21 protein-coding genes are annotated in these 20,561 nt (G+C 69.9%); 9 read left to right on the top strand and 12 right to left on the bottom strand.

Translation table 11 applies throughout. The features are described from left to right. Positions 1 to 24 precede the first annotated feature (24 nt). From ABZX37_RS08005 to ABZX37_RS07985, 5 genes are all read right to left on the bottom strand, one after another. Complete coding sequence (locus tag ABZX37_RS08005) at positions 25 to 903, bottom strand: intradiol ring-cleavage dioxygenase (RefSeq protein ID WP_354737147.1); 879 nt, start codon at positions 901 to 903, stop codon at positions 25 to 27. Beyond that, positions 900 to 1,943, bottom strand: a complete 1,044-nt coding sequence (locus ABZX37_RS08000; protein ID WP_354737145.1) for a maleylacetate reductase — start codon at positions 1,941 to 1,943, stop codon at positions 900 to 902. The genes ABZX37_RS08005 and ABZX37_RS08000 overlap by 4 nt, the downstream gene beginning before the upstream one ends. Then, positions 1,943 to 2,338 (bottom strand): nuclear transport factor 2 family protein, encoded by a 396-nt coding sequence (locus tag ABZX37_RS07995; RefSeq protein WP_354737143.1) that lies wholly within the window; start codon positions 2,336 to 2,338, stop codon positions 1,943 to 1,945. Before ABZX37_RS07995 ends, ABZX37_RS08000 begins: the two co-directional genes overlap by 1 nt. Positions 2,339 to 2,357: 19 nt before the next feature. Beyond that, positions 2,358 to 3,191, bottom strand: a complete 834-nt coding sequence (locus ABZX37_RS07990) for an NAD(P)-dependent oxidoreductase (protein WP_354737141.1) — start codon at positions 3,189 to 3,191, stop codon at positions 2,358 to 2,360. Between the two features lie 109 nt (positions 3,192 to 3,300). Beyond that, on the bottom strand, positions 3,301 to 4,029 hold the full coding sequence (locus ABZX37_RS07985) for a helix-turn-helix domain-containing protein (protein ID WP_354737139.1): 729 nt from the start codon (positions 4,027 to 4,029) through the stop codon (positions 3,301 to 3,303). A 100-nt stretch (positions 4,030 to 4,129) separates the two neighbouring features. On the opposite strand from ABZX37_RS07985, the gene ABZX37_RS07980 reads away from it, so the two are divergent. Continuing rightward, positions 4,130 to 4,861 carry a hypothetical protein gene (locus ABZX37_RS07980; protein ID WP_354737137.1) on the top strand — a complete coding sequence of 244 codons (732 nt, stop codon included), beginning with the start codon at positions 4,130 to 4,132 and terminating at the stop codon, positions 4,859 to 4,861. A gap of 867 nt (positions 4,862 to 5,728) precedes the next feature. Here the strand turns inward: ABZX37_RS07980 and ABZX37_RS07975 are convergent. Continuing rightward, on the bottom strand, positions 5,729 to 6,739 hold the full coding sequence (locus ABZX37_RS07975; RefSeq protein ID WP_354737135.1) for a helix-turn-helix domain-containing protein: 1,011 nt from the start codon (positions 6,737 to 6,739) through the stop codon (positions 5,729 to 5,731). Between the two features lie 168 nt (positions 6,740 to 6,907). On the opposite strand from ABZX37_RS07975, the gene ABZX37_RS07970 reads away from it, so the two are divergent. Further along, the gene (locus tag ABZX37_RS07970; RefSeq protein WP_354737133.1) at positions 6,908 to 8,800 is read left to right on the top strand and encodes a putative Ig domain-containing protein; all 1,893 of its coding nucleotides are present in this window, start codon (positions 6,908 to 6,910) and stop codon (positions 8,798 to 8,800) included. A 137-nt stretch (positions 8,801 to 8,937) separates the two neighbouring features. On the opposite strand, the gene ABZX37_RS07965 is transcribed toward ABZX37_RS07970, so the two are convergent. Then, entirely contained in the window at positions 8,938 to 9,900 is a 963-nt protein-coding gene (locus ABZX37_RS07965) for a hypothetical protein (RefSeq protein ID WP_354737132.1), read from the bottom strand. 175 nt (positions 9,901 to 10,075) lie between these two features. On the opposite strand from ABZX37_RS07965, the gene ABZX37_RS07960 reads away from it, so the two are divergent. Then, on the top strand, positions 10,076 to 10,666 hold the full coding sequence (locus ABZX37_RS07960; protein WP_354737130.1) for a hypothetical protein: 591 nt from the start codon (positions 10,076 to 10,078) through the stop codon (positions 10,664 to 10,666). A gap of 46 nt (positions 10,667 to 10,712) precedes the next feature. On the opposite strand, the gene ABZX37_RS07955 is transcribed toward ABZX37_RS07960, so the two are convergent. The 4 genes from ABZX37_RS07955 to ABZX37_RS07940 are packed head-to-tail and all read right to left on the bottom strand — an operon-like array spanning position 10,713 to position 14,433. Continuing rightward, on the bottom strand, positions 10,713 to 11,630 hold the full coding sequence (locus ABZX37_RS07955) for a ribokinase (protein WP_354737128.1): 918 nt from the start codon (positions 11,628 to 11,630) through the stop codon (positions 10,713 to 10,715). After that, a complete protein-coding gene (locus tag ABZX37_RS07950) occupies positions 11,627 to 12,661 on the bottom strand; it encodes a phosphotriesterase-related protein (RefSeq protein ID WP_354737126.1) in 1,035 nt (344 codons plus the stop codon). The genes ABZX37_RS07955 and ABZX37_RS07950 overlap by 4 nt, the downstream gene beginning before the upstream one ends. Next, on the bottom strand, positions 12,654 to 13,649 hold the full coding sequence (locus tag ABZX37_RS07945) for a DMT family transporter (RefSeq protein WP_354737124.1): 996 nt from the start codon (positions 13,647 to 13,649) through the stop codon (positions 12,654 to 12,656). Before ABZX37_RS07945 ends, ABZX37_RS07950 begins: the two co-directional genes overlap by 8 nt. A 31-nt stretch (positions 13,650 to 13,680) precedes the next feature. Beyond that, positions 13,681 to 14,433 carry a glutamine amidotransferase gene (locus tag ABZX37_RS07940; protein ID WP_354737122.1) on the bottom strand — a complete coding sequence of 251 codons (753 nt, stop codon included), beginning with the start codon at positions 14,431 to 14,433 and terminating at the stop codon, positions 13,681 to 13,683. 113 nt (positions 14,434 to 14,546) lie between these two features. Here ABZX37_RS07940 and ABZX37_RS07935 point away from each other — a divergent pair, with 113 nt between their 5' ends. From ABZX37_RS07935 to ABZX37_RS07915, 5 genes are all read left to right on the top strand, one after another. Beyond that, positions 14,547 to 15,536: a LacI family DNA-binding transcriptional regulator gene (locus ABZX37_RS07935; protein WP_354737121.1), complete on the top strand. Its 990-nt coding sequence runs from the start codon at positions 14,547 to 14,549 to the stop codon at positions 15,534 to 15,536. Beyond that, positions 15,533 to 16,591, top strand: coding sequence for a M20/M25/M40 family metallo-hydrolase (locus tag ABZX37_RS07930; protein ID WP_354737119.1), 1,059 nt, complete (start codon positions 15,533 to 15,535; stop codon positions 16,589 to 16,591). The genes ABZX37_RS07935 and ABZX37_RS07930 overlap by 4 nt, the downstream gene beginning before the upstream one ends. 244 nt (positions 16,592 to 16,835) lie before the next feature. Then, positions 16,836 to 17,399, top strand: coding sequence for a hypothetical protein (locus ABZX37_RS07925; protein ID WP_354737117.1), 564 nt, complete (start codon positions 16,836 to 16,838; stop codon positions 17,397 to 17,399). 146 nt (positions 17,400 to 17,545) lie between these two features. Then, positions 17,546 to 18,571 carry an aldo/keto reductase gene (locus tag ABZX37_RS07920; RefSeq protein ID WP_354737116.1) on the top strand — a complete coding sequence of 342 codons (1,026 nt, stop codon included), beginning with the start codon at positions 17,546 to 17,548 and terminating at the stop codon, positions 18,569 to 18,571. Positions 18,572 to 18,586: 15 nt separating this feature from the next. Further along, on the top strand, positions 18,587 to 19,003 hold the full coding sequence (locus ABZX37_RS07915) for an SRPBCC family protein (protein ID WP_354737114.1): 417 nt from the start codon (positions 18,587 to 18,589) through the stop codon (positions 19,001 to 19,003). A 67-nt stretch (positions 19,004 to 19,070) separates the two neighbouring features. Here ABZX37_RS07915 and ABZX37_RS07910 read toward each other — a convergent pair whose 3' ends face one another. After that, complete coding sequence (locus ABZX37_RS07910) at positions 19,071 to 20,168, bottom strand: FAD-dependent oxidoreductase (protein ID WP_354737112.1); 1,098 nt, start codon at positions 20,166 to 20,168, stop codon at positions 19,071 to 19,073. Between the two features lie 93 nt (positions 20,169 to 20,261). On the opposite strand from ABZX37_RS07910, the gene ABZX37_RS07905 reads away from it, so the two are divergent. Further along, entirely contained in the window at positions 20,262 to 20,525 is a 264-nt protein-coding gene (locus ABZX37_RS07905; RefSeq protein WP_354737110.1) for a hypothetical protein, read from the top strand. The last annotated feature ends 36 nt before the right edge of the window (positions 20,526 to 20,561 follow it).

The raw sequence follows: 20,561 nt of genomic DNA, 5'->3' as shown, positions 1-20,561 counted from the left end.
ATCTCCACGTTGAGGTGCCGGGGTTCAGGCCGGTTCAGGGGCGAGCACCAGGTCGAAGGCGATGCTCGACCAAGGCCCGGTTGGTTCGGTCCCGTCGGGGGCGGGGCCGGATTCGTGCGAAACCGCCTCGACGACCAGGCTTTCTTTCACGCCGAACACCGCGTCGTCGCCCAGGTGCGGGTCGCCGGCGAGGAAAATATGGGTGATCAACCGCCGGTATCCGGGCGCGGTGACCATGAAATGCAGGTGCGCCGGGCGCATCGGGCCACGTCCGGCGGCCTTGAGCAGATCGCCGACCGGGCCGTCGTGCGGGATCGGATACGGCGCGGGCAGCACCGACCAGAACCGGTACTCCCCCGCCGGGCCGGTGCGCAGCCACGCGCGGCCGGCCGAGCGGTCGTCGGAATACTGCACGTCGTAGAAGCCGTCCTCGTCGGCCTCCCAGACGTCGATCCTCGCATCGGCGATCGGCTTGCCACCGGTGTCGCGCACCTGCCCGGACACGTAGCACGGCGTCCCGGCCGCGCCGCGGGCGATGTCGCCGCCGAGCGGGATTTCCGGTGCCTCGTCGTGGAAGAACGGACCGAAGACCGTCGCCTCGGTCGCGCCGGGCGCCTGTGGTTCGTTGATCGCGACGGTCAGCATGGACAGCCCGAGAACGTCGGACAGCAGGATGAATTCCTGCCGCCGGTCGTCGGTGAGATGCCCGGCGCGGGTGAGGAATCCGATCGCCGCTTCCCACTCGCGTTCGCTGAGCCGGACTTCCCGCGCGAAACCGTGCAGGTGCCGAACCAGGCTCCGCACTACCTCGCGCAGCCGCGGTCCGGCCCCGTCGAAGCTGGCCAGCACCTCGTCGGTGACGGCTTGTTCTCGTTCAGCGGCAAGGGTTTCCCGATTGGTCATGCGAAGTCCTTCCCTGGTTCGGCACCGGCCCATGCGGCGTGCAGCAGAGACCGGAGGCCAGCGACCGTGACCGGACGGGGATTGTCGGCGGGCGCGTGGATCTCGGCCAGCACTGTGTCCACATCGGACTCAGCCATGCCGAGTTCGCGCAGCCCGGCGGGGATGCCCAGGCGTGCGCCCAACTGGTGGAGACCGGCGACCGGATCAGACACGCTGAGCGCGCGGGCGATGCGGGACGCGGCTTCGGCAGCGTGGGGAGCGTTGAACGCGAGGACGTACGGGAGCACGATCGCGTGGGTCTGGGCGTGCGGCAGGTCGAACGCTCCGCCCAAGGCGTGACAGATCTTGTGGTGCAGTCCCGATCCGGCGACGGCGAACGCCGATCCGGCCAGATATGCGCCCAGCAGCAGTTCTTCGCGCGAGGCCGGGTTGGCGAGTCCTGTCGCGAGATGCCGGATTCCGTCCTCGGCGATCGCGCTGGACACCGGGTTGCGCCGGGGAGCCCAGAACGCTTCCACACAGTGCGCCATCGCGTTGAGACCGCTGGCCACCGCCAATTCCACCGGCAAGGTCCCCGTCAAGTCGGGGTCGTAGACGACGGTTCGCGGCAGCGCCCGCGGATCGGTGCCGGTTGTCTTGCGGCCCGCTTCGGTCAATCCCCACACCGGGGTGACTTCCGATCCCGCGTAGGTCGTCGGCACGGCCAGGATCGGGAGGCCGGTGGTGAGGGCGACCGCTTTGGCGGTGCCGGTTGTCGAACCGCCGCCGACCGACAGGACCAAGTCGGCTCCGTCTGCCGCGGCTCGTGCTTGCTCGACGACCTCGATCGGGACGTGTGGACGGACTTCTGTGAACGTCGCCGCTATCCGGTCGGCGAAGGGTTCGCACAACTCGGTGGCCAGGTCGGCTTCGGAACCGGTCGCGATGACCAGAATCTTCTTGGCCCCCAGGGCTTCCACTTCGGCGGTGAGCTGTTCCCGGGCGACACCGGACCCGAAAATCACCCGTCCGGGCAGTGCGTTGTAGGCGAACGCCGTCATCAATTCGGCTCCGGCAGCACGGTGGGCTGGTAAGCTAGCAGCAGCCAACGGTCGTTCTCGCGTACCCACACTGCTAATGCCTTGTTGGCCAACGTCTTTCGCGTTCCGCCAGCGGTGATGTCCGCGTGCATTTCCCCCACCACGACCGCGGTGTCGCCGGACGTGATGATGCGGTCGATCGGGTGGTCGATACGGTGGTAGACGTAGTACCCCGACCGCAGCTTCTCCTGGTACGAGTCCAGGGTGTCGGTGACGGCGTTCGAATGGGTGTAGGCGAGGTCCGGGTGCGCGAGCGCGACGAAAGCGTCGATGTCGCCGGAAGCCATTGCGGCGTAACGGTCTTCCTCCAGGGCACGGATGGCCGCTTCGATCTGCGCGATGGTGCTGGTGGGCATGGGATCGTCTCCTTTTCTTTCAGGCGCGAGCATTGCGCAGCCGCAGTGCGGCGAGAACCTGAGCCATGTCTTCGTCGCCGAGCCCCGCGGCGATCGCATCGTCGAGGACGGCTCGGGACGCTTCCGCGCCGGGCAACTGCTGGCCCGCCACGTCGAGGGCGAGGCCGAGGTCCTTGCGGATCAACGAAACCGGCGCGGCGACCCCGGCCGACGCCGGGGAGAGGAACGCTTCTTCCTTGTAGCCCACGTAAGGGGCACCGGCGGCGCTGGTGCGCAAAACGTCGTAGAACACCTTCAGGTCGAGCCTGCCCGCTTCCGCGACGAGCAGACCTTCGGCGACGCCCTGGTTGACCGCGGCCAGCACGGTGTTCACCGCCAGCTTCGCCGCCGAACCGGAACCGACCGGGCCGGTGTGCACCTGCGCCGCGGTCATCGCCGCGAGGACCGGACGGAGCCGTTCGAACTGCGCGACGGTTCCGCCGACCATCGTGGTGATGGAGCCCGCCTCGGCCATCGAGACGCTCCCGGACACCGGTGCGTCCGCCACTTCCACCGGCCCGGCGGCCAGTTCGCGGACCAGCGCAGGCCCGACAGTGCCCATCACCACGTGGAGATGGCCCGGCTCAGCCCTGGTCAGGCCGTGTTTCACGAGGTCCCGGGTGGTCGCTCCGTCCGGCAGCATGCTGAAGCTCAGCTGCGCTTCCGCGAGCCGTTCGACGTCGTCGACGACAGTCAGGTTCTCCGGCGCGCTGCCGAGCCCCGGGTCGTAGGCGAGAACGGTGTGCCCTGCCCGGGCCAGGCGAGCGGCCATCGGACGGCCCATCCGCCCGAGCCCGGCGAATCCGATCAGCACGGAACCCTCCCGAGGGGTGCGTCAACACTTGTGTTCAGCTACATTAAACATTGGTGGGCAGATGTCAAGTGTCAGCGGACACAAGGGGTTGCGGGAGGAACCGGTGCGATCAGGCGGGGGAATCCGGCTCGGCGGACCGCCGGTCGAGGCCGAGCAGGTCGAGGGCCTCGACGGCGTTCGACGGCCTGCCCGCGGCGGGCGCGGCGCCGAGCTGCGCGGCGACCCAGTCGCGGGTGTGGTCGAGATCGTGCCGTCCGGCGACGAACCACACCCCGCGCGCCGGTTCTTCGCCCTGGTTGACGTACAGATGCGGACGCGAGGAGTCGAAGCTGAGCGAATCGCCCGCACGGATGTGGTGGCGTTCGAAGTCGAGCAGCAGGGTCAGCTCGCCGGACAGCAGGTAGGCGTACTCGATTCCGCTGTGCCGCATGAGTTTCCGGTCCGCCGCGCTCGCCGCGCCGGGCTCGTAGGTGACGAGCAGGGCGTCCGCCGCGGCGCCCGGGCCGACCGCGAGGCGCTCCCACCGGACCCCGTTCGCCATCTCCAGCACGGGGTTGTCGGCACCGCGCTGGACGACCTCCGGCCGTCCCGTTTCGCTCGGACGCTCGGCCTCGACCTGCTCGGCCCGCCGGTCGCCGCCGAGGCCGAGCAGGTCGTCGAGCGACACTTCAAGGTGGCTGACCAGGGCGTACAGCGTGCCCACCGAGGGCTGCGACTTGCCGTTCTCGACCTGGGACAACAGGCTCGGCGAGATCCCGGCGGCCGCCGCCACGCCGCGCAGGCTCAGGCCGCGGGCCAAGCGCGCTTGCCGCAGCGCCGGGCCGATCTTGTCCTCCACCCGCTGCTCCCGTTTGCTCTCACTGAACATTACTGGTCAAATCGTGAGCCTACACCGGAAGAACGTTCAATCCCGGCACCTCGATCCGCAGGAGGAAGCCATGCCCGCTCCTCTGTCCATCCGCACCGTCCTCGCCGGACGACCGGTCTCCCGCGACGCCGTACTCGCCTGGGAGACCGGCCGCATGCGCAAGGCCGCCGCGAAAATCGGCCTCCCGGCCCCGACCGGCGACCTCCCGCGCATGCGCGAAGCCTTCACTGAAGCCAAACTCGCCCTGGGCCCCGCCGAGGTGCGCCGCCGGCTGGCCCGCGACCTGCGGCTCAGCGACACGGCGAGTCGAGCGCTCACCGCCCTCTCCCGCGGACGGCGGACCACCAGCACGTGCGACCTGTACGTCACCGGTGCGGGCACCGCCGCCGAGTTCGTCGCCTGGTTCTCCGACACCGGCCGCGACGACTACGCGCACAGCATGATCGCGGCCAACCCCGACCATTTCCTGATCGACACCGCGCCCGACGGCCGCCAGGAGGTCGTGGAGACAACTGGCGGCAGCCCGTTCGCGACGAGGTTCTTCGTCGACTACTCGGAGACCGCTTCGCTTGCCACGCCCCGAAATCCCGAGTTCCCGCTCGAAGCGTCCGGCACCGCGCGCAGCAACGCGGGCTTGGCGATCGGCGGAGTGCGGCACGAATTCCGCGACCACGACGGCGGATTCCACGCGCACCTGTGCGTGGAGTTCCCCCGGTTCACCGCGCCGTCGATGATCGCCGGGCACCGGATGCACCTCGCTTGCGAGTTCGGGAACTGGATCACTCTGTCGGGTGGTCACTGAGGGGCCGGTTTTGTCGGTGGTGCTGGGGATGATGGTTCGGACAGCGAGCGAGTTGAGGAGGAACGGCGTTGGAGGGGGGTGAGGGCTAGGTGCCGGGAGATCGTACTCGTGGCGTGGAGGGCGGCTTTGGGGAGTGCGATGGCTTTGGCGCTAGCGCTTTTGGCGTGGGGAGTTCGGCGCGAGCGGTCGGCACGGCGCGGTCTGACACGGCACGGCCCGGGCTGGCTGGCTGGCACGGCACGGCCCAGGCTGACACGGCCCAGGCTGGGCTGGCATGGCACGGCCCAGGCTGACACGGCCCGAGCTGGGCTGGCACGGCCCGAGCTGAGCTGGCACGGCACGGGCTGGCACGCCCCGCCCCGGCCCGGGCTGGCAAGGCACGGCGCAGCGCAACCTGGCCCGCCCTGCCCGACGGGGCACAACCTGGCATGGCATGGCACGGCGACCCACCGAGCCGGGCTCGACCGGGCTTGGCAACGCGGGGCCGGGCAACACCCGAAACCCAGCCGCCGCGAGCGGGGTGCGGGGCGAACCGGAAGCGGCTCGCCGAGTGTGCGGCACCGGAGCTCTGGCGCGCCGTTCGCACGGAGGGACCGCGCACTTCGGATCAGCGGAATCTCCTGCGGCGCAACCGTCCTAGCCCACCGCCCCACCGCACGGCAGAACAGATCGCACCCCGGGCGCAACCCCGCAGAGCGCAACCGTCCCACCACACCCGCAGCCCTGACTCACAGCGCGAGAGACCACACCACCGAACGGAACCCGGCCGCACGGAAGCGCCCAACCCCACCAACCGCCCCGCCGCACAGCCGACCAGATCGTCCGCGGGCGCATCCCCGCGGAATGCAACCTTCTAACGCACCAGACTCACAACGGCACGGACCGCACCGCCGACACCCCAGGCTGTGCGTCCACCGAAAGCCAGTCGTTCCGCGTCGCATGCAACGCCAGCTGAAACCGGTTCGCCGCCCCCGTGCGGGCCATCAGGTTCTCCAAATACCGGAACATCGTCCGCCTGCTCACCCCGAGCACCCGGGCCACCTGGTCGTCCGTGAGTCCGGCGGCGAGCAGCGAGAGCAGCCGTCGTTCGCTGGGGCGGATCGCGGGGCCTGAAGTGTCGTCGGCGAGGCCTAGCGGCAACGCGACCTGCCAGCACATGTCGAACAGCCCGGCCAGCGCGTCGAACAGGCCGCACGAGCGGATCAGCAACACCGTGCGGTCCGCGCCGGACAGGGCCGCGCAGTCGTCGACGATCAGGAGTTTCACCGGGACCTCCGGCAGAACCCGCGCCTCCTCCCCGCTTTTGCCGCAGGGCAGGATGTTCTCCGCGACATACTCGGGCCGTTCCAGCGCGAGCCTGCCGTAGACGGCTCGGTAGCGTACGCCGCGGGCCAGGTTCTCCAGTTCGATCTCGTTGGCGTCCGCGTCGGCGTAGTACGGCGGGGAGTCCAGTCCGCGGACCTCGGTGCGCGCCGATCGCTCCAGTTGCTGCACCCGTTCGGCGGCCGTGGTTCCGCTGACTACCTCGATCATCGGGTCGGCGTCGTAGGTGACCGAGTGTCTTCGGTATCGCTCGTACAGCCGGGTCATCGCGGCCCGGGCTCCGGCCAGTTCGGCCTCGCGTTGCCTGGTCAGCACCTCCAGCACCGGTTCCGGGCGCAGCGCGGACATCGGCGAGCCGGGGCCGTCGACCGGGCCGGCCAGTCCGATTCCGGCCAGCACCGCCAGCACGCGGCGCACCTCGCCGGGGTCGCGGCCGGTGTCGCGCGCTAGCCGATCAGGCGGAACCGGTCCCGACGAAAGTAGGTCCAGATAGATTTCTGCTTCGTCCGCTTTCAGCCCGAGAGTCAGGAGATGGCCGATTGCTTCGGGAACCATTCGGAGGCACCTCCATCGGGCTGGCCGACACCATTGCGCCACTGGCACCAGCGCGTCACCGCCAGGGCTGAACGAACTGTAGACAACTGGGCACCGAATGGCCCGACGCCGTTCGCAGGAAATTCCCTGGGAGGGATCGTGTCCCGTTCAGCCCGAAGAATCCTTGCCATGGCCGGTTTCGCGGCCTTGGCCTTGACTGCCCCGGCCCTGCCGGCCGTGGCATCGCCCGCCGCGGCGCATCCGACCGCCCGCGTCTGCGCCGAGAAGGCGAAGCCCGGCATGGTCACCTGTTTCGCCGAACGCCAGACCGACACCATGCGCGCGCTCCTCACGCCGGGCGCGCTGCCCGGCGGGTTCGGTCCCTCGGACCTGCGTTCCGCCTACAACCTCACCGCCGGGGGCAGCGCGTCGGCCACCGTGGCGATCGTCGACTCGAACGACGACCCGAATGCTGAATCGGACCTCGCGAGCTATCGCTCCACCTACGGGCTGCCCGCGTGCACCACCGCGAACGGCTGCTTCAAAAAAGTGAACGAAAACGGGCAAACCAGTCCCCTCCCGACCGCGGATTCCGGCTGGGCGGGCGAAATCTCGCTCGACGTCGACATGGTTTCGGCGATCTGCCCGAATTGCCACATTCTGCTCGTCGAAGCGAACCAGCCGAGCATGGCCGATCTCGGCACCGCAGTGAACACCGCCGTGTCGATGGGCGCGAAGTACGTGTCCAACAGCTACGGCGGCGGCGAGGACGGCACCGAACCCTCCTCTGACTCCAGCTACTTCCACCACCCCGGCGTCGCGATCACCGCGAGCACCGGCGACAGCGGCTACGGCATCAGCTACCCGGCCTCGTCGCAGTACGTGACCGCGGTCGGCGGCACCTCGCTGAGCCGCAACAGCAGCGCGCGCGGCTGGGGCGAAACCGCTTGGAGCGGCGCGGGAAGCGGCTGCTCGGGCTACGTGGCCAAGCCGTCGTTCCAGAACGTGGCGACCAGCTGCGGCAAGCGCGCCGCCGCTGACGTCTCGGCCGTGGCCGACCCGCAGACCGGCGTCGCGGTGTACCAGACCTACGGCGGCAGCGGCTGGGCCGTCTACGGCGGCACCAGCGCGTCCGCCCCGATCATCGCGTCCGTGTACGCCCTCGCCGGCACGCCCGGCGCGTCCGACACCCCCGCCGCCTACCCGTACTCGCACACCGGCAACCTCAACGACGTGACCTCCGGCAGCAACGGCAGCTGCTCCGCCTCGGTGCAGTGCAACGCCGGCCCCGGCTGGGACGGCCCGACCGGTCTCGGCACTCCCAACGGCACCGCGGCGTTCAGCGCGGGCGCTCCGAGCGGCGGCGTTACCGCGGCCAACCCGGGCAGCCAGAACGGCGTCGTCGGCACCGCGGCGAGCCTGCAGCTGTCCGCGTCCGGCGGCAGCGGCGGCTACACCTGGACCGCCAGCGGCCTGCCCACCGGGCTGTCGATCAGCTCGGGCGGCCTGATCTCCGGCACGCCGACCACCGCGGGCACGTACTCGGTGACCGCGACCGCCAAGGACTCCTCCGGCGCGACCGGCTCCACCACGTTCAGCTGGACGATCGCCCCGACCGGCGGCGGCACCTGCTCCGGGCAGAAGCTGGGCAACCCCGGCTTCGAGAGCGGCACCAGCCCGTGGACCGCGTCCAGCGGAGTGATCAGCACGTCGTCGAACGGCGAGGCCCCGCACAGCGGCACGTACCTCGCCTACCTCAACGGCTACGGCACCGCGCACACCGACACGGTTTCGCAGTCGGTGAGCATCCCCTCCGGCTGCCACGCCACGCTGAGCTACTACCTGCACGTCGACACCGCCGAGACGACCACCACGACGGCCTACGACAAGCTGACCGTCAAGGCCGGTTCGGCCACGCTCGCCTCATACTCGAACCTGAACCAGGCGACCGGATACCAGCTGCACACCGTTGACATGTCGGCCTACGCCGGCCAGACGGTGACGCTGACCTTCACCGGCACCGAGGACTCGAGCCTGCAGACGTCGTTCTGCCTCGACGACACGTCGCTCGCTGTCAGCTGAATCTGAACCCCGAGGAGAGGCCGTCCCGTGCGCGGGGCGGCCTTTTCCGGTGCGTTGCGCGAAAAGCGCGCGATGCAGGTGTCCGCGAGGCAGCGAACTCGACGCCCTACGGCGCTACTGAGAAAACCTTATTCGGCTCAGTTCGGTTTGGCGGCAAGCAGATCAAGCCCGAGCGGGGTGCACTCGTGGCACACCGCCTTGCCCTCCCGACGCGACACGATCAAACCCGCCTCGCGCAAAGTCTTGGCGTGCAAGGACGCCGCGGCAACCGACACGGACAGCTCGCGCGCGAGACCGGTGGTCGTGCGTCCGCTGATCAGGGACCGCAGCGCACCAGCGCGAGTGGCGCCCAGCAGTGCGGCCAGCGGGTCCGGCGGACCGGACGGGGCGAGCAGGGGCAGCGGGGTCAGCGCGGGATAGATCAGCGTGGTGGGCCGGTCGGCGTAGTACGCCACCAGCGGGTGCCCCGACCACAGCAGCGTCGGGCGCAGGACGATGCCGTGGCCGTGCAGGGTCAGGTCGAGGTCGCGGGGGAAGTCGGCTTCGAGGGTGAGGCCCTTCCAGCGGAGCGTCGGCCGGAAACTGGCGAACAGTGCGTTGATTCCTTGGCGCGCAAGGATTTTCGCTCGCCACGCTGTCTCGGCGTCGAAGCCCGCCCGCAGACTGTGCCAGCGTTCGGCGAGGACGCTCTGGTAACCGGCGCTGATGGCCTGGTGCAGCACTCTCCACGCCTCACGGTCCTGCCCGGCCAGCCGCTTCGTCCAGGAGGTCAGCGGACGGTCGATCGCACACACCCGCCGCAATTCGGCGCGCACTTCGGCCCGCGGAGTGGACAGCACGCGGTCCAGCCCCTCTTCCACGGTGCGGCTGGGCGGATCGAGGAACATCGGGCCCGCGCCGGAGGGCGAGACGAGCTGCAGCAGCGGTCTGCCCTCGGCCGGCAGTTGCCGTGCGACCTGCTCGCGCCACGGCGCGAACGCCGGGTCCGGATCGCGGCGCTGCAGCATCTGCATCGCGAGGGTCAGCTCGCCGAGCGGCGCCGGATGTTCGGCGATCGACACGTGCAGAAGATCCTCGGGCGTACAGCGCAGCCGAAGCACGGAAACCCCCTTGTTTTGAGTTCTAGCTTAAACCATCGCGTCTCTGGCCCAGGGTGCGCAAATATTGCTTTCCAGCAGGGGGACGGGAAATCACCGGAGCGGCAGCATCGCATTCGGCCTATCGGTATACGCCGTTCGCGTCCTCCTGGACATTTCCAGCAGAAGAGGGGTTTCCATGCGAGTGAGAATCGGCGCGGCACTGGGGGCGGCATTGGTTTCGCTTGCCGCCGTCGCGACAGTGACGACGCAGGCGGACGCGTCTCCCACCAGCACGTCAGCGGGCTTTACGGCACAACTGCGGTCCGCGGGGTTCACTGGCCAGCAGAGCGCCGCGCTTCGGGGCGAGATCGACCGCGACCTGGCGACGCTGCACGGCAGACAGGTCACGCCTAATCAAATCGTTACCGGAGACAATTCAGTCATCACTTACCCTTTGCCCGGAGATAAGTATGCGCACGCATTCGGCGACGGACTGAACGGCAACGACCCGCGCACTCCGTTCGAACTCTGTTCCTATGGCGCGTTCTGCGGATGGAAGTACGCGAACTACGAAGGAAAGGGATTCACGCACGCGGACTGCGCCGATTTCTACGAAATCCCGAACGGCTTCAACAGCGGCGGTTCTTGGATGAACAACCAGACGCACCACTACACGACGTCGTTCTGGGGCAAGGGATACACCTACTTGTCCACCTCGCCGAAGGCGTACTACGCCCAGCCGCACGGGAACTGGCACCCTGTGTGGTACATCTCGAACGACTGCTGACCGAGGACAGCGTGCTGCGGCGGCATCCGGCGAGGATGCCGCCGCCTCAGGCGTCGAGGACCTCGGCCAACGTCGGCAGCGAAGGATGCGCCCCATGCCGCGTCACGACGACGGCGGCCACTGTGGCCGCGAAACCGCAAGCCGCCACCACGTCCGCGGTCGTCGGCTCACCCGGGATCTCCGCGAGCCGCGCGGCAAGCGCACCGACGAACGAATCACCCGCGGCAGTGGTGTCCACCGCTCGCACGGCAACCGCCGGGACGTGCACGGACGACGACGCGTCAAGGACCGCGCACCCCTCGGCCCCCAGCGTCACGATCACCCACCGGCATCCAGCGGCGAACAGATCGGCACTGCCGCGTCGCAGACCGTCGACGGGGTCTTGGCCGGTGAGCTGCCGGAACTCGATTTCGTTCGCCACCACCACATCGCTGAGCGGCACCAGCTTCGCGGCGACGTCGCCGACCGGCGCGGTGTTGAGCACCGTCAGCACGCCGCGCGCGCGAGCAGCCGCGAACGCGCGTTCCGTCGCGTCGGCCGCCGCCTCCAACTGGCCCACGACAACCCGCAGCCCCGGCAATTCGCCGATCGCCGTTTCGGCCGCCGCAGCCGGGATGTCGGCGTTCGCCCCGGCCACGACGACGATCGAGTTGACGCCCTCCGCGTCGACGGTGATCGCCGCCCGGCCGGTCGGCAGCGCGGAGGTTCGCAGGTGCACGACGTCCACGCCCTCGGCGAGCAAGGCTTCCCGGTACTCCTCCCCGTCCTCGTCCTGGCCGACACACCCGATCACAGCGACTTCCGCGCCGAGCCGGGCGGCGGCGACCGCTTGGTTGCCGCCCTTTCCGCCCAGCTCCCGGCTCGTCGAGAAGCCCATCAGGGTCTCCCCCGGCTCCGGGATGCGCGGGGCCTGGACGATGTGGTCGACGTTGAGCGACGCGACGACCGCTACCGCTGGGCTCATGCGGTGAGCCATCGGGCCGGGACGTCCCGCATCAGCCGGGCCACGGCGTCGGCCGCCACGCCCTCGGCTTCGAGCAGATCGGCGAAGATCGTCGGCACGAACACGAGCCCGTTCCCGCCGTTGTGCGTCCACATCTGCTTCAGGAAAAGGTCGTGCGACACCATGATCTGCTCCCCGAAGCCCTCGTGCACCCACCGCGCCACAGCGCGAGCGGTCTGGGAAACCGTCGGGGCCACTCCTTCGCCGGGGAACGAGATGTCGAGGCCGATCATGTCGAACTCCAGCAGCACGCCGCGTTCCAGAAGCTCGCGCTGGTAGCCCGGATCGGCACCGGACGGATCGCTGTGCGCGAGCGCCACTTTCCCCGGCACCGCACCGCATTCCTCGAGCACCAGGTCGAGCACCTCGTGCCCGCGGCGTTGCCAGCCCGGCATGTGGATGTTGAGCCCGACAGCCGGCCGCGCCGCCTGCGCGAGCGCCGCGGCCCGCAAGGAAGCCCGTTCCCCGTCGGTGAAAAGCGGAGAGACGCCGACCTCGCCGATGACGCCGGCCCGGATTCCCGTTTCGCCGACGCCCTCGTCCAGGTCCGCGAGGATGCGCGAGGTCTGCGCTTCGACGGTCACCGCGGTGATGCGCTCGCCCTCGAACTTCTCCAGGTACGCACCGGTGCCCATGACGACGTTGACCCCGGTCGCCTCGGCCACTGCCGCCAGGGCTCGCGGATCCCGGCCGATCGCCGCGCTGCCGGTGGCGTCGACGACCGTGCCGCCGCCCGCCGCGGCGAAGGCGGCCACCTCGCGCACGACGCTCGCGTGATCCTTCACCGCCACGTTGTCGGCGCAGCAGTACGGATCCTGGCGAAGCAAAAACTGCCAGCTCGGACCCACTTCCGCCGCGACGAGCCGCCGAGTGGAGGCGTACGAGGGTTCGGCGACCGCGGACGACAGATCGTTGAAGAGGTGCTCGTGCGGCAGCACCAGCCCGAGGTCCGCCGCGTCGATCGCACCGAGGACGCCGCGCACCTCAGCCACGATGCACCTCGGCCGGCTGGGCAAGGACCGCCGGTTCGGCCGTGTGCCGCGACGGAATCATCGCGATCGCCGCGGCAGCCAGTGCCACGCCGGCGCCGAGCACGGTGACCAGATGCAGGCTGGAACCCGCTGCGGGAGCGACGATTTCGAGCAGCAGCGACCCGATCAGCTGACCGGCGGTGGAGGCCAGGCCCAGCAGCAGGAGCCCCAAACCGCGCACCAGCAAAGCCATCAGCGCGATCGACAGGAGGCCAAGCGGTCCGCCGAAGTACATCCACCACGTGCCGGGCAAGGCGAAGTGCGCGCCCGCGGTCGCCATCCGCACCACGTACACGAGGCCGAGCGCCACGAAGCCGATGAGGAAGTTCCAGGTGATGGAGATGAACATCGAACCGGACAGCAGGCCGATCTCCGAGTTGCCGGCGGGCTGCCAGCCGGCGAGCAGACCGCCGACGAACGGCATGATCGCCAGCGCGATCATGTGCGGGGCCGACCAGTTCGGGGAAACGACCAGCACCGTGGCGCAGATGGCCAGGATCGCCCCGGCGACGCGCGGCGCGCTCATCGCCTGCTTGAACGGGACGCCGATGCCGAGCCGGTCGCACACCACGCCGGAGATGACCATGCCGGAGATCAGCGAGGTCTGGAAGATCGCCACCCCGAGGAAGCCCACCGTGACGCCTTCGGACAGCACGATCACCGCGCCGCACAGTCCCGCGAAGAAGTTCCACCGCGGGATCTCGCCGCGCACCAGCTGACCCGGCAGCCGGAAGAACGCGGTGCGCGTGCGGGCGCGCGCCAGCACGATGATCAGCATCAGCACCAGGCCGGTGCCGAAGGACACCAGCGCGGCGGCGTGCCCGTCGCCGAGCGCGGTGCCGAGGTGTCCGTTGACCAGCGACTGCAACGGGCCGAGCATTCCGGCGAAGACGGTCGCGATCGTCAATACGACGGCCGAGGTCGCGCGGCGGGTGGGTGACGTACTCATCGAATCCTCCTTGATCCTGAGTGCGCGCGGCTCAGATTTCGCGTCCGGCAAGCCAGGTCAGCGCCTGTGCGAAGAGCTTGCCGTAGCCGTCCCAGCTCATGAACTCCTCGGGAGCCCAGTGCGGGGAGATGTCCGAGGTGAAGGCGAGGGTGCGGCCCTGGCCGACCTGGCGGGCGGCCAGCATGACGTCGCCCTCGACGGTGGCGAGCAGTTCGGCGTCCGGCTTCAGCGTGGTGTGCTGGTAGCCGAGCAGGATCGGCCACTCCTGGTCGAGACCCGCGACCACGGGGTGGCCGGACCGCACGACCTGGGCGCGGACGCCCTCCGGGGTTTCGACCCGGTCGTCATACGGGTCGATGTCGACCGGGAGGATCTCCTCGATCGGCGTCCGGTGGTAGTTGGCCTTGCCCTCGAAGCCCTGGAAGCTCAGGTAGCCGCCGGCCATCATCAAACCGCCGCCGCCCTGGACCCACTCGCGCAGCAGCTTGAGCCGGTTGGGCGCGGGACGGCCGCGGGTGAACGTGTCCGGGTGCAGCAGCAGGGTGTTGGAGCCGACGTCGGAGAGCAGGACGACGTCGTAGGCCTCGAGTTCCGCCAGCGTCTGCGGGAACTTCTCGGCCACGTCGTGCGAACGCAGGTGAGTCACCTCGACCCCTTCCGCCGCCAGCGCCGCCAGCAGCCGCTCGCACCCGATCTCCACCTGCGTGTGCGCGAACGGGTCGTATCCCTTGTGGTCGATCGTCGCACTGACCCACGACTCCCCGGCTAGCAGGACCTTGACCATCGACGACTCCTTCGGGGCGAAAGTGCTTAGCGCGTGTTGCGCAACGTAGCGCAACAACGCCAATATAGGATGCGGTTGCAGTCGCCGTCAACGCTCGAACGGGGAGGAGCCGGATGTCGCTGGCGAAGGTGGCCCGAGAGGCCGGGGTGGCCGTGTCGACGGTGTCGAGGTACGTCCGGGGGGAGCTCAATGTCGCCTCCGAGACGGCCCGGCGCATCGACGCCGCGCTGTCCGCCGAAGGGCATCCGCCCGTGCCGAAACAGGTGACCGGGCTCAGCCTCGGCCTGGTCGTCCCGTCGCTGGACAACCCGTATTTCTCCACGCTGGCGGACGCGGTGGCCGACGCCGCGGCGGCGGACGGCATCGACGTGTTCACCGCCCTCACCGGCTCGTCGCCGTCGCGGGAGCGCGCCAGCGTCGAACGCCTGATGCGCGTGCCGGACGTCGGCGGGCTGATCTACCTGGGGATGAACAACACCAACGAGGCCTTCGCGAGCCGGCTGGCGGGCGATTTCCCGGTGGTCTTCCTCGACGAGTACGTCGAGGCCGCCGGCCCGCGGATCGCGCACGTCACCGCGAACAGCTTCGGCGGCGCGTACCAGGCGACCACCCACCTGATCTCCCAGGGCCACCGGCTCATCGCCCACGTCGGCGGACCGGCCGGACTGCGGACGGCGGACCAGCGCGAGGCCGGATACCGCGCGGCCATGAAGGCGCACGGGGTCGAGGTCGACGAATCGATGATCGTGCGCGGCGCCTTCAGCTCGGCTTTCGGCATGAACTTCTTCGCCCACATGGCACGGGCCGAAGCGTCGCCGACAGCCGTGTTCACCGCCAGCGACATCGCAGCCGTCGGGCTGCTCGAAGCCGCCCGCCGCGCGGGAGTCGCGGTGCCGGGCGACCTGTCGGTGATCGGCTGCGACGGAATCACGCTCGGCGAATGGACGTCGCCGAGGCTGACCACCGTCGCGCAGCCGACCGAGCAGATGGCCCGCAAGGCGGTCGACGAGATCACCCGGCTCGCGGCCGGCGACAGCCCCGCGGACCACGTGCTCTCCATGCAGCTCGTCGTCCGCGAATCGACCCGGGAGTACTCCGCATGACCGACGAAGCCCTCGCGCTGTTGCGCGACCTGGTGCGCCAGGACACCACTTCCGGCGACAGCGCCGCGCAGGCCGCCGCGCAGGAACTGGCCGTTTCCTACGCCACTTCGACGGCGGGCGTACGGGTGCTGCAACGCTCCACCGCTGGCCGACCGTGGGTACTGCTCGGCACCGGTTCCGCCAACGGCGCGTTGTTCGTGTGCCACATCGACACCGTCCCGGTCGGCTCCCGTGATTTGTGGGAGCGCGCCCCGTTCTCCGCGGACGTCGACGAGGAGTTCCTGCACGGCCGCGGCAGCGTCGACATGAAGGGCGGCCTGGTCGCCGCCTTGGCCGCGTTGCGCAACGCCGCGGAAGCCGGTGCCGGCGCACAAGTCCTCATCACCAGCGACGAAGAGATCGGCTGCCGAGGCGCGGCGGAGGCCTCGGCGGCGCTGGAGCTGACGCCGCGCATCGTCGTGGTCCCGGAGGCGACGCAGAACCGCGTCTCGCTCGGACATCGAGGAGCCACGTGGCTGCGGCTCGCCGCGGCGGGCAAGGCCGCCCACGGGTCCACGCCCCGGCTCGGCCGCAACGCGATCCAGCTGCTCGCCGACCGGGCTCTCGGCGCGCTCGATTCGCTCCCGTTGTCCACTGAGGACTATCTGGGCGAGGAAACCGTCAACGTCGGCACGTTCGAGGGCGGCACCGCGACGAATATCGTTCCCGCATCGGCTGTTCTGACGCTGGACGTGCGCACTGTGGACGGTGGCGCGCCGGTGATCGCCTGGGCTTCCTCGCTCGATCCGGCGATCAGCGCCGAGGTGGATCTTGACCTGCCCGCGGTTCGGACCCCGAGTTTGCCGGCCGCGCTCGCCGATCAGGCCACCGCGCCCGCCGCGACGTATTTCACCGACGCCTCGGCGTTGGCCGGGTCCGTGGCCGGTGCGCCGATCGTGATCTGGGGCCCGGGAGATCCCCGGCAGATGCACGCGGCGAACGAGCAGCTGGAACTGGATTCCTGGCGGCAGGCTTTGCGCAACTACCGCGAGCTGGTGTTGTCCGCCGCGCGCTGACCATCCAAGTCCTCTGTGGACTAGCGCTGCCCGGTGTGCGGATTCCGGCGTTGCCCGGCCTCCCAGCAGCGGATCGCGCATTCGGACCGCCCGACCATTTCCGCCAGCCCTTTCCGCGACGTTTTCGGCAGCCGTCCTCCTCGCCGACGACGGCTTCGGCTATTCCGGCCACCGCGCGCCAGCCACTACCCTCTACTGAGCGCACCGGAACCCCCGGGCCCGGATCTGCGATTGCGAGCGCCGCATGGACGCTGACGAAAGCGGGGCCCCGGCGCCGCGGAGCCCCGCCCTCGCCGACTACCTCGCCCGTTTCCCCTGTCCCCTCGCGGCGGCGAACGGAAGCACTGCCGCCGGTTGGAGCCTTCAAGGTGTCGACACCCTGGTAACCGCGCTGGAGCTGGTCTACGAGAGCGACCACCGCTGCCAGTTGACCGTGAAGACCGTTCGCTCCCACGAGGGCCTGAATCCCCGCGGCTTGCCGGTCAACACCACCGCCGACCTGCTGAGCAATTTCCTCAGCCGCAACGAGCTCGTCACCGAGCCCGGCCGACGCACCTTCGCTCAGGAGCACCCAACTGCTCGCCTCGAGCGCTATCAGCACATCCAGCGCGCCGCCGACGACGCCGCCAGACTCCCCGCGACGGTGTCCTGCGACGGCGCCCCAACCACCGGGCAACGCCTCGACGCCCTTGGCCTCTCCGTACTCGAACTGCCCTGGCACGACGGCGCGACAGTGCTGTGCGTCGGCGTCCCCGAGTTCATCGACCACCTGGCCTTGCGCACCGCCACACCCGAAGACCTCCCCTGACCGGGCGATGGACCCGCCCGTACCGGTGACCCGGCGCACTTCCCTTTGCTATACCCAGCGCGTGCAACTATTGTCGGCGCATGTAACCGGCTGGGACAACCCAGCCGCGAACAGGTCAAGCAGTACGCGAGAGAGAAGAAAAACCCATGTCGCTCACCCACATTCTCCCCGGACGGCTCGGGTTCGGGACCGCTCCGCTCGGGAACATGTTCCGCGCCATTCCCGACGACGAGGCCCTCGCGACCGTCGAGGCAGCCTGGGAGCAGGGCATCCGCTACTTCGACACCGCGCCGTTCTACGGGGCCGGGCTGGCGGAGTCGCGGCTCGGCCAGATGCTGGCGGGCAAGCCGCGCGATTCCTACGTCCTGTCGACCAAGGTGGGACGCGTCGTTCTCGACGAGCACGAGCACCAGCCCCAGCACGAGGACGCGGACGAACTCGGCGAGAAGGGCGGCCTGTTCGAGCACGGCAACCCCAACAAGCTCCTCCACGAGTGGACCGCCGACGCGACCGAACGCTCCATTGAGGACAGTCTGAAACGGCTCGGCACCGACCGCCTCGACATCGTCTGGGTGCACGACATCGCCCAGGACTTCCACGGCGACCGCTGGCTGCGGAAGTTCGAAGAGGCCCGCACCGGAGCCTTCCGCGTGCTGTCGCGGCTGCGCGACGAGGGCGTCATCAAGGCGTGGGGTCTCGGCGTCAACAAGACCGAGCCGATCGAACTGACCCTCGACCTCGACGAGCCCCGGCCGGACGGTTTCCTGCTCGCCGGGCGCTACACGCTGCTCGACCACGAGCACGCCCTCCAGCGGCTGCTGCCGATGGCGCAGGAGCACAACGTCGGCATGGTGATCGGCGGCCCGTACAGCTCCGGCGTCCTCGCCGGCGGCACCCACTTCGAGTACCAGCAGGCCCCGCCGGAGATCCTCGAGCGCGTCGAACGGCTCAAGACACTCGTCGCGCGGCACGGCATCAGTATCAAGGCCGCCGCGCTGCAGTTCTCGCTCGCGCACCCGGTGTCCGCCGCCGCGATCCCCGGGGCCACCCGGCCCAGCCGGATCGCCGAGGACACCGCCGCGCTGGCCGAGAACGTCCCCGTCGAGTTCTGGCACGACCTGCGCGCCGCCGGTCTCGTCCACCCCTCCGCCCCGCTGCCCGACAACGCCTGAAACCGGAGCACCACCATGGCATCCACCTCAGTCAGCCGCACCGTCCCCGCGTCGCCCCAGCAGGTCTGGGACCTCATCGGCGGATTCGCCTCGCTGCCCGACTGGCTCCCGTACATCCCGGAGAGCACCGCCCTCGACGGCGGCCGCACCCGCCGGCTCACCAACCCGGAAGGCGAGACCATCGTCGAACGTCTGGTGGCATTCAGCGACGCCGAACGCCACTACAGCTACGCCATCCTCGAAGCGCCGTTCCCGGTCACCGGCTATCTCTCGACGCTGCGCGTCCATGCCATCCCCGGCCAGGAAAACGCGGCCGAGGTGCAGTGGTCCGGCAGCTTCACCCCCGACGGCGTCACCGACGAGCAAGCCGTCGACCTGTTCACCGGCATCTACCGCGACGGCCTCGACGCCCTGCACAAGACGCTGGCCTGAACCCCGCTGAGTCCTTTATGGACACTCGGTTCACGCGCCGACCGGACCGCCCGGTCGGCGCGCGCCGTCACCGCAACGGGTCGTAAGCCTTGAGATCGATCCCCGGGTCCACGTCGCGCGCCACCCGAGCCGCGATCGAACCCGCGTACGGCCCCATCGTCAACCCTGACGCGCCCAGTCCGTTGGCCACCACCAGCCCCTTCACGTGCGGAACCGCACCCAGCAGCGGCCGGATGTCGGGGCCCGCGGGCCGGAAGCCGACCCGCGTCTCCGCATACGTCGCGTCCGCCAGCCCAGGCGCCACCGACAGCGCTTCGGCCAGCACCTCCGCCAACCCGGCCGCCGTCACCCGGTAATCGAAACCAGCCCCCTCCTCCCGCGTCGCCCCCACCACGATCCGCGAATCGTCGAACGCGAGAAGATAGTGCCGCGACTGCGGCAACACCACCGGCCACCGCGAGGTTTCCGCCCCCGGCAACCGAAGATGCACGATCTGCCCCCGCTGCGGCTCGACCCGAACCTCGACCCCGAGCGGCCCCAGCAACGCAGGCGACCACGCCCCCGCCGCCGCGATCACCGCGTCCGCACCGATGAACTCCTCGCCGACCAGCACCCCGCGAACCGCCCCGTCCGCGACGATCGACGCCGTACCCTCCGCAATCCGGGCCCCGCGCCGCACCGCAGCCCGCCGCATCGCGTCGCGGACCAGCCGCCCGTCCAGCCGGGCCGCGCCCGGGATGTGGATCGCCGGACCGTCGTGCCCGAGCGGCGGGAACATTTCCTGAGCCTGCCGAGCGTCAATCACCTCGACGTCCCCGGCCAACGGCGCTTCCCTCGCCCGATCCGCGACCCGCTGGAACGCCTGCGCCGCTTCGCTTTCGGAGACCAGGCTCAACGACCCGACCCGCCGATAACCGAGATCGGTCTCCCCGTCCTCAGCCAGCGCCGCCCGCAATCCCTCGTAGTACTCCGCCCCGCCGGCCGCCATCCGGTACCAGTCCGGATCGTCCACGGCGGACGCCCACGGACAGATGATCCCCGCCCCCGCCGACGTCGCCCGTCCGCCGGCCGCCCCGTCGACCAGCACCGTGTCCACTCCCGCCCGGACCAGCTCATACCCGGCTGCCGCCCCCACGATCCCGCCGCCGACCACGACCACACGCATTTCGCCCCGCTCCTTCACTGCTGTCTGCCTCCCGTTCACCGCTCATCCGCCGCCCCGCCCGCTCCGGCGAAGCAAAGGCTGCCGATCCCCCTCGTGATCCGCAACCAGGCGAACGGCGGCGTCGCGAGTCTCACCAGAACCGAACTGACCCGCTCGGTGCCCGCCCACTGGCACACCGCCCCTGGGAACAGCGGACATCCGCGATCAACCGATGCCGCTCGACGCGCGGACCCGGGCGAACGCGGTGCCCCGGTCCGCGAAGAACTGTCCGCCACGCCGGCTGACGCAGCGGCCGGGGCCGGAAGCCTCCCCGGCAAGGGCATTGTTGCTCTGGCCGAGATGGACGGCCGGTTCTAGCGTCGCGGTTCGTGCAGTCCTCCGGAGGGATGAGGC

This window comes from Amycolatopsis sp. NPDC004079 (assembly GCF_040610415.1).
In the GTDB taxonomy this organism is placed as follows: domain Bacteria; phylum Actinomycetota; class Actinomycetes; order Mycobacteriales; family Pseudonocardiaceae; genus Amycolatopsis; species Amycolatopsis halotolerans.
This window is presented reverse-complemented; position numbering and strand designations above follow the sequence as displayed.

What these genes read in the sequence shown, in the direction of transcription:
- ABZX37_RS08000 (WP_354737145.1), bottom strand. Translation starts at nt 1,943, where the DNA reads ATGACGGCGTTCGCCTACAACGCACTGCCCGGACGGGTGATTTTCGGG.
- ABZX37_RS07980 (WP_354737137.1), top strand. Translation starts at nt 4,130, where the DNA reads ATGCCCGCTCCTCTGTCCATCCGCACCGTCCTCGCCGGACGACCGGTC.
- ABZX37_RS07975 (WP_354737135.1), bottom strand. Translation starts at nt 6,739, where the DNA reads ATGGTTCCCGAAGCAATCGGCCATCTCCTGACTCTCGGGCTGAAAGCG.
- ABZX37_RS08005 (WP_354737147.1), bottom strand. Translation starts at nt 903, where the DNA reads ATGACCAATCGGGAAACCCTTGCCGCTGAACGAGAACAAGCCGTCACC.
- ABZX37_RS07970 (WP_354737133.1), top strand. Translation starts at nt 6,908, where the DNA reads ATGGCCGGTTTCGCGGCCTTGGCCTTGACTGCCCCGGCCCTGCCGGCC.
- ABZX37_RS07930 (WP_354737119.1), top strand. Translation starts at nt 15,533, where the DNA reads ATGACCGACGAAGCCCTCGCGCTGTTGCGCGACCTGGTGCGCCAGGAC.
- ABZX37_RS07945 (WP_354737124.1), bottom strand. Translation starts at nt 13,649, where the DNA reads ATGAGTACGTCACCCACCCGCCGCGCGACCTCGGCCGTCGTATTGACG.
- ABZX37_RS07920 (WP_354737116.1), top strand. Translation starts at nt 17,546, where the DNA reads ATGTCGCTCACCCACATTCTCCCCGGACGGCTCGGGTTCGGGACCGCT.
- ABZX37_RS07925 (WP_354737117.1), top strand. Translation starts at nt 16,836, where the DNA reads ATGGACGCTGACGAAAGCGGGGCCCCGGCGCCGCGGAGCCCCGCCCTC.
- ABZX37_RS07910 (WP_354737112.1), bottom strand. Translation starts at nt 20,168, where the DNA reads ATGCGTGTGGTCGTGGTCGGCGGCGGGATCGTGGGGGCGGCAGCCGGG.
- ABZX37_RS07935 (WP_354737121.1), top strand. Translation starts at nt 14,547, where the DNA reads ATGTCGCTGGCGAAGGTGGCCCGAGAGGCCGGGGTGGCCGTGTCGACG.
- ABZX37_RS07915 (WP_354737114.1), top strand. Translation starts at nt 18,587, where the DNA reads ATGGCATCCACCTCAGTCAGCCGCACCGTCCCCGCGTCGCCCCAGCAG.
- ABZX37_RS07955 (WP_354737128.1), bottom strand. Translation starts at nt 11,630, where the DNA reads ATGAGCCCAGCGGTAGCGGTCGTCGCGTCGCTCAACGTCGACCACATC.
- ABZX37_RS07940 (WP_354737122.1), bottom strand. Translation starts at nt 14,433, where the DNA reads ATGGTCAAGGTCCTGCTAGCCGGGGAGTCGTGGGTCAGTGCGACGATC.
- ABZX37_RS07960 (WP_354737130.1), top strand. Translation starts at nt 10,076, where the DNA reads ATGCGAGTGAGAATCGGCGCGGCACTGGGGGCGGCATTGGTTTCGCTT.
- ABZX37_RS07995 (WP_354737143.1), bottom strand. Translation starts at nt 2,338, where the DNA reads ATGCCCACCAGCACCATCGCGCAGATCGAAGCGGCCATCCGTGCCCTG.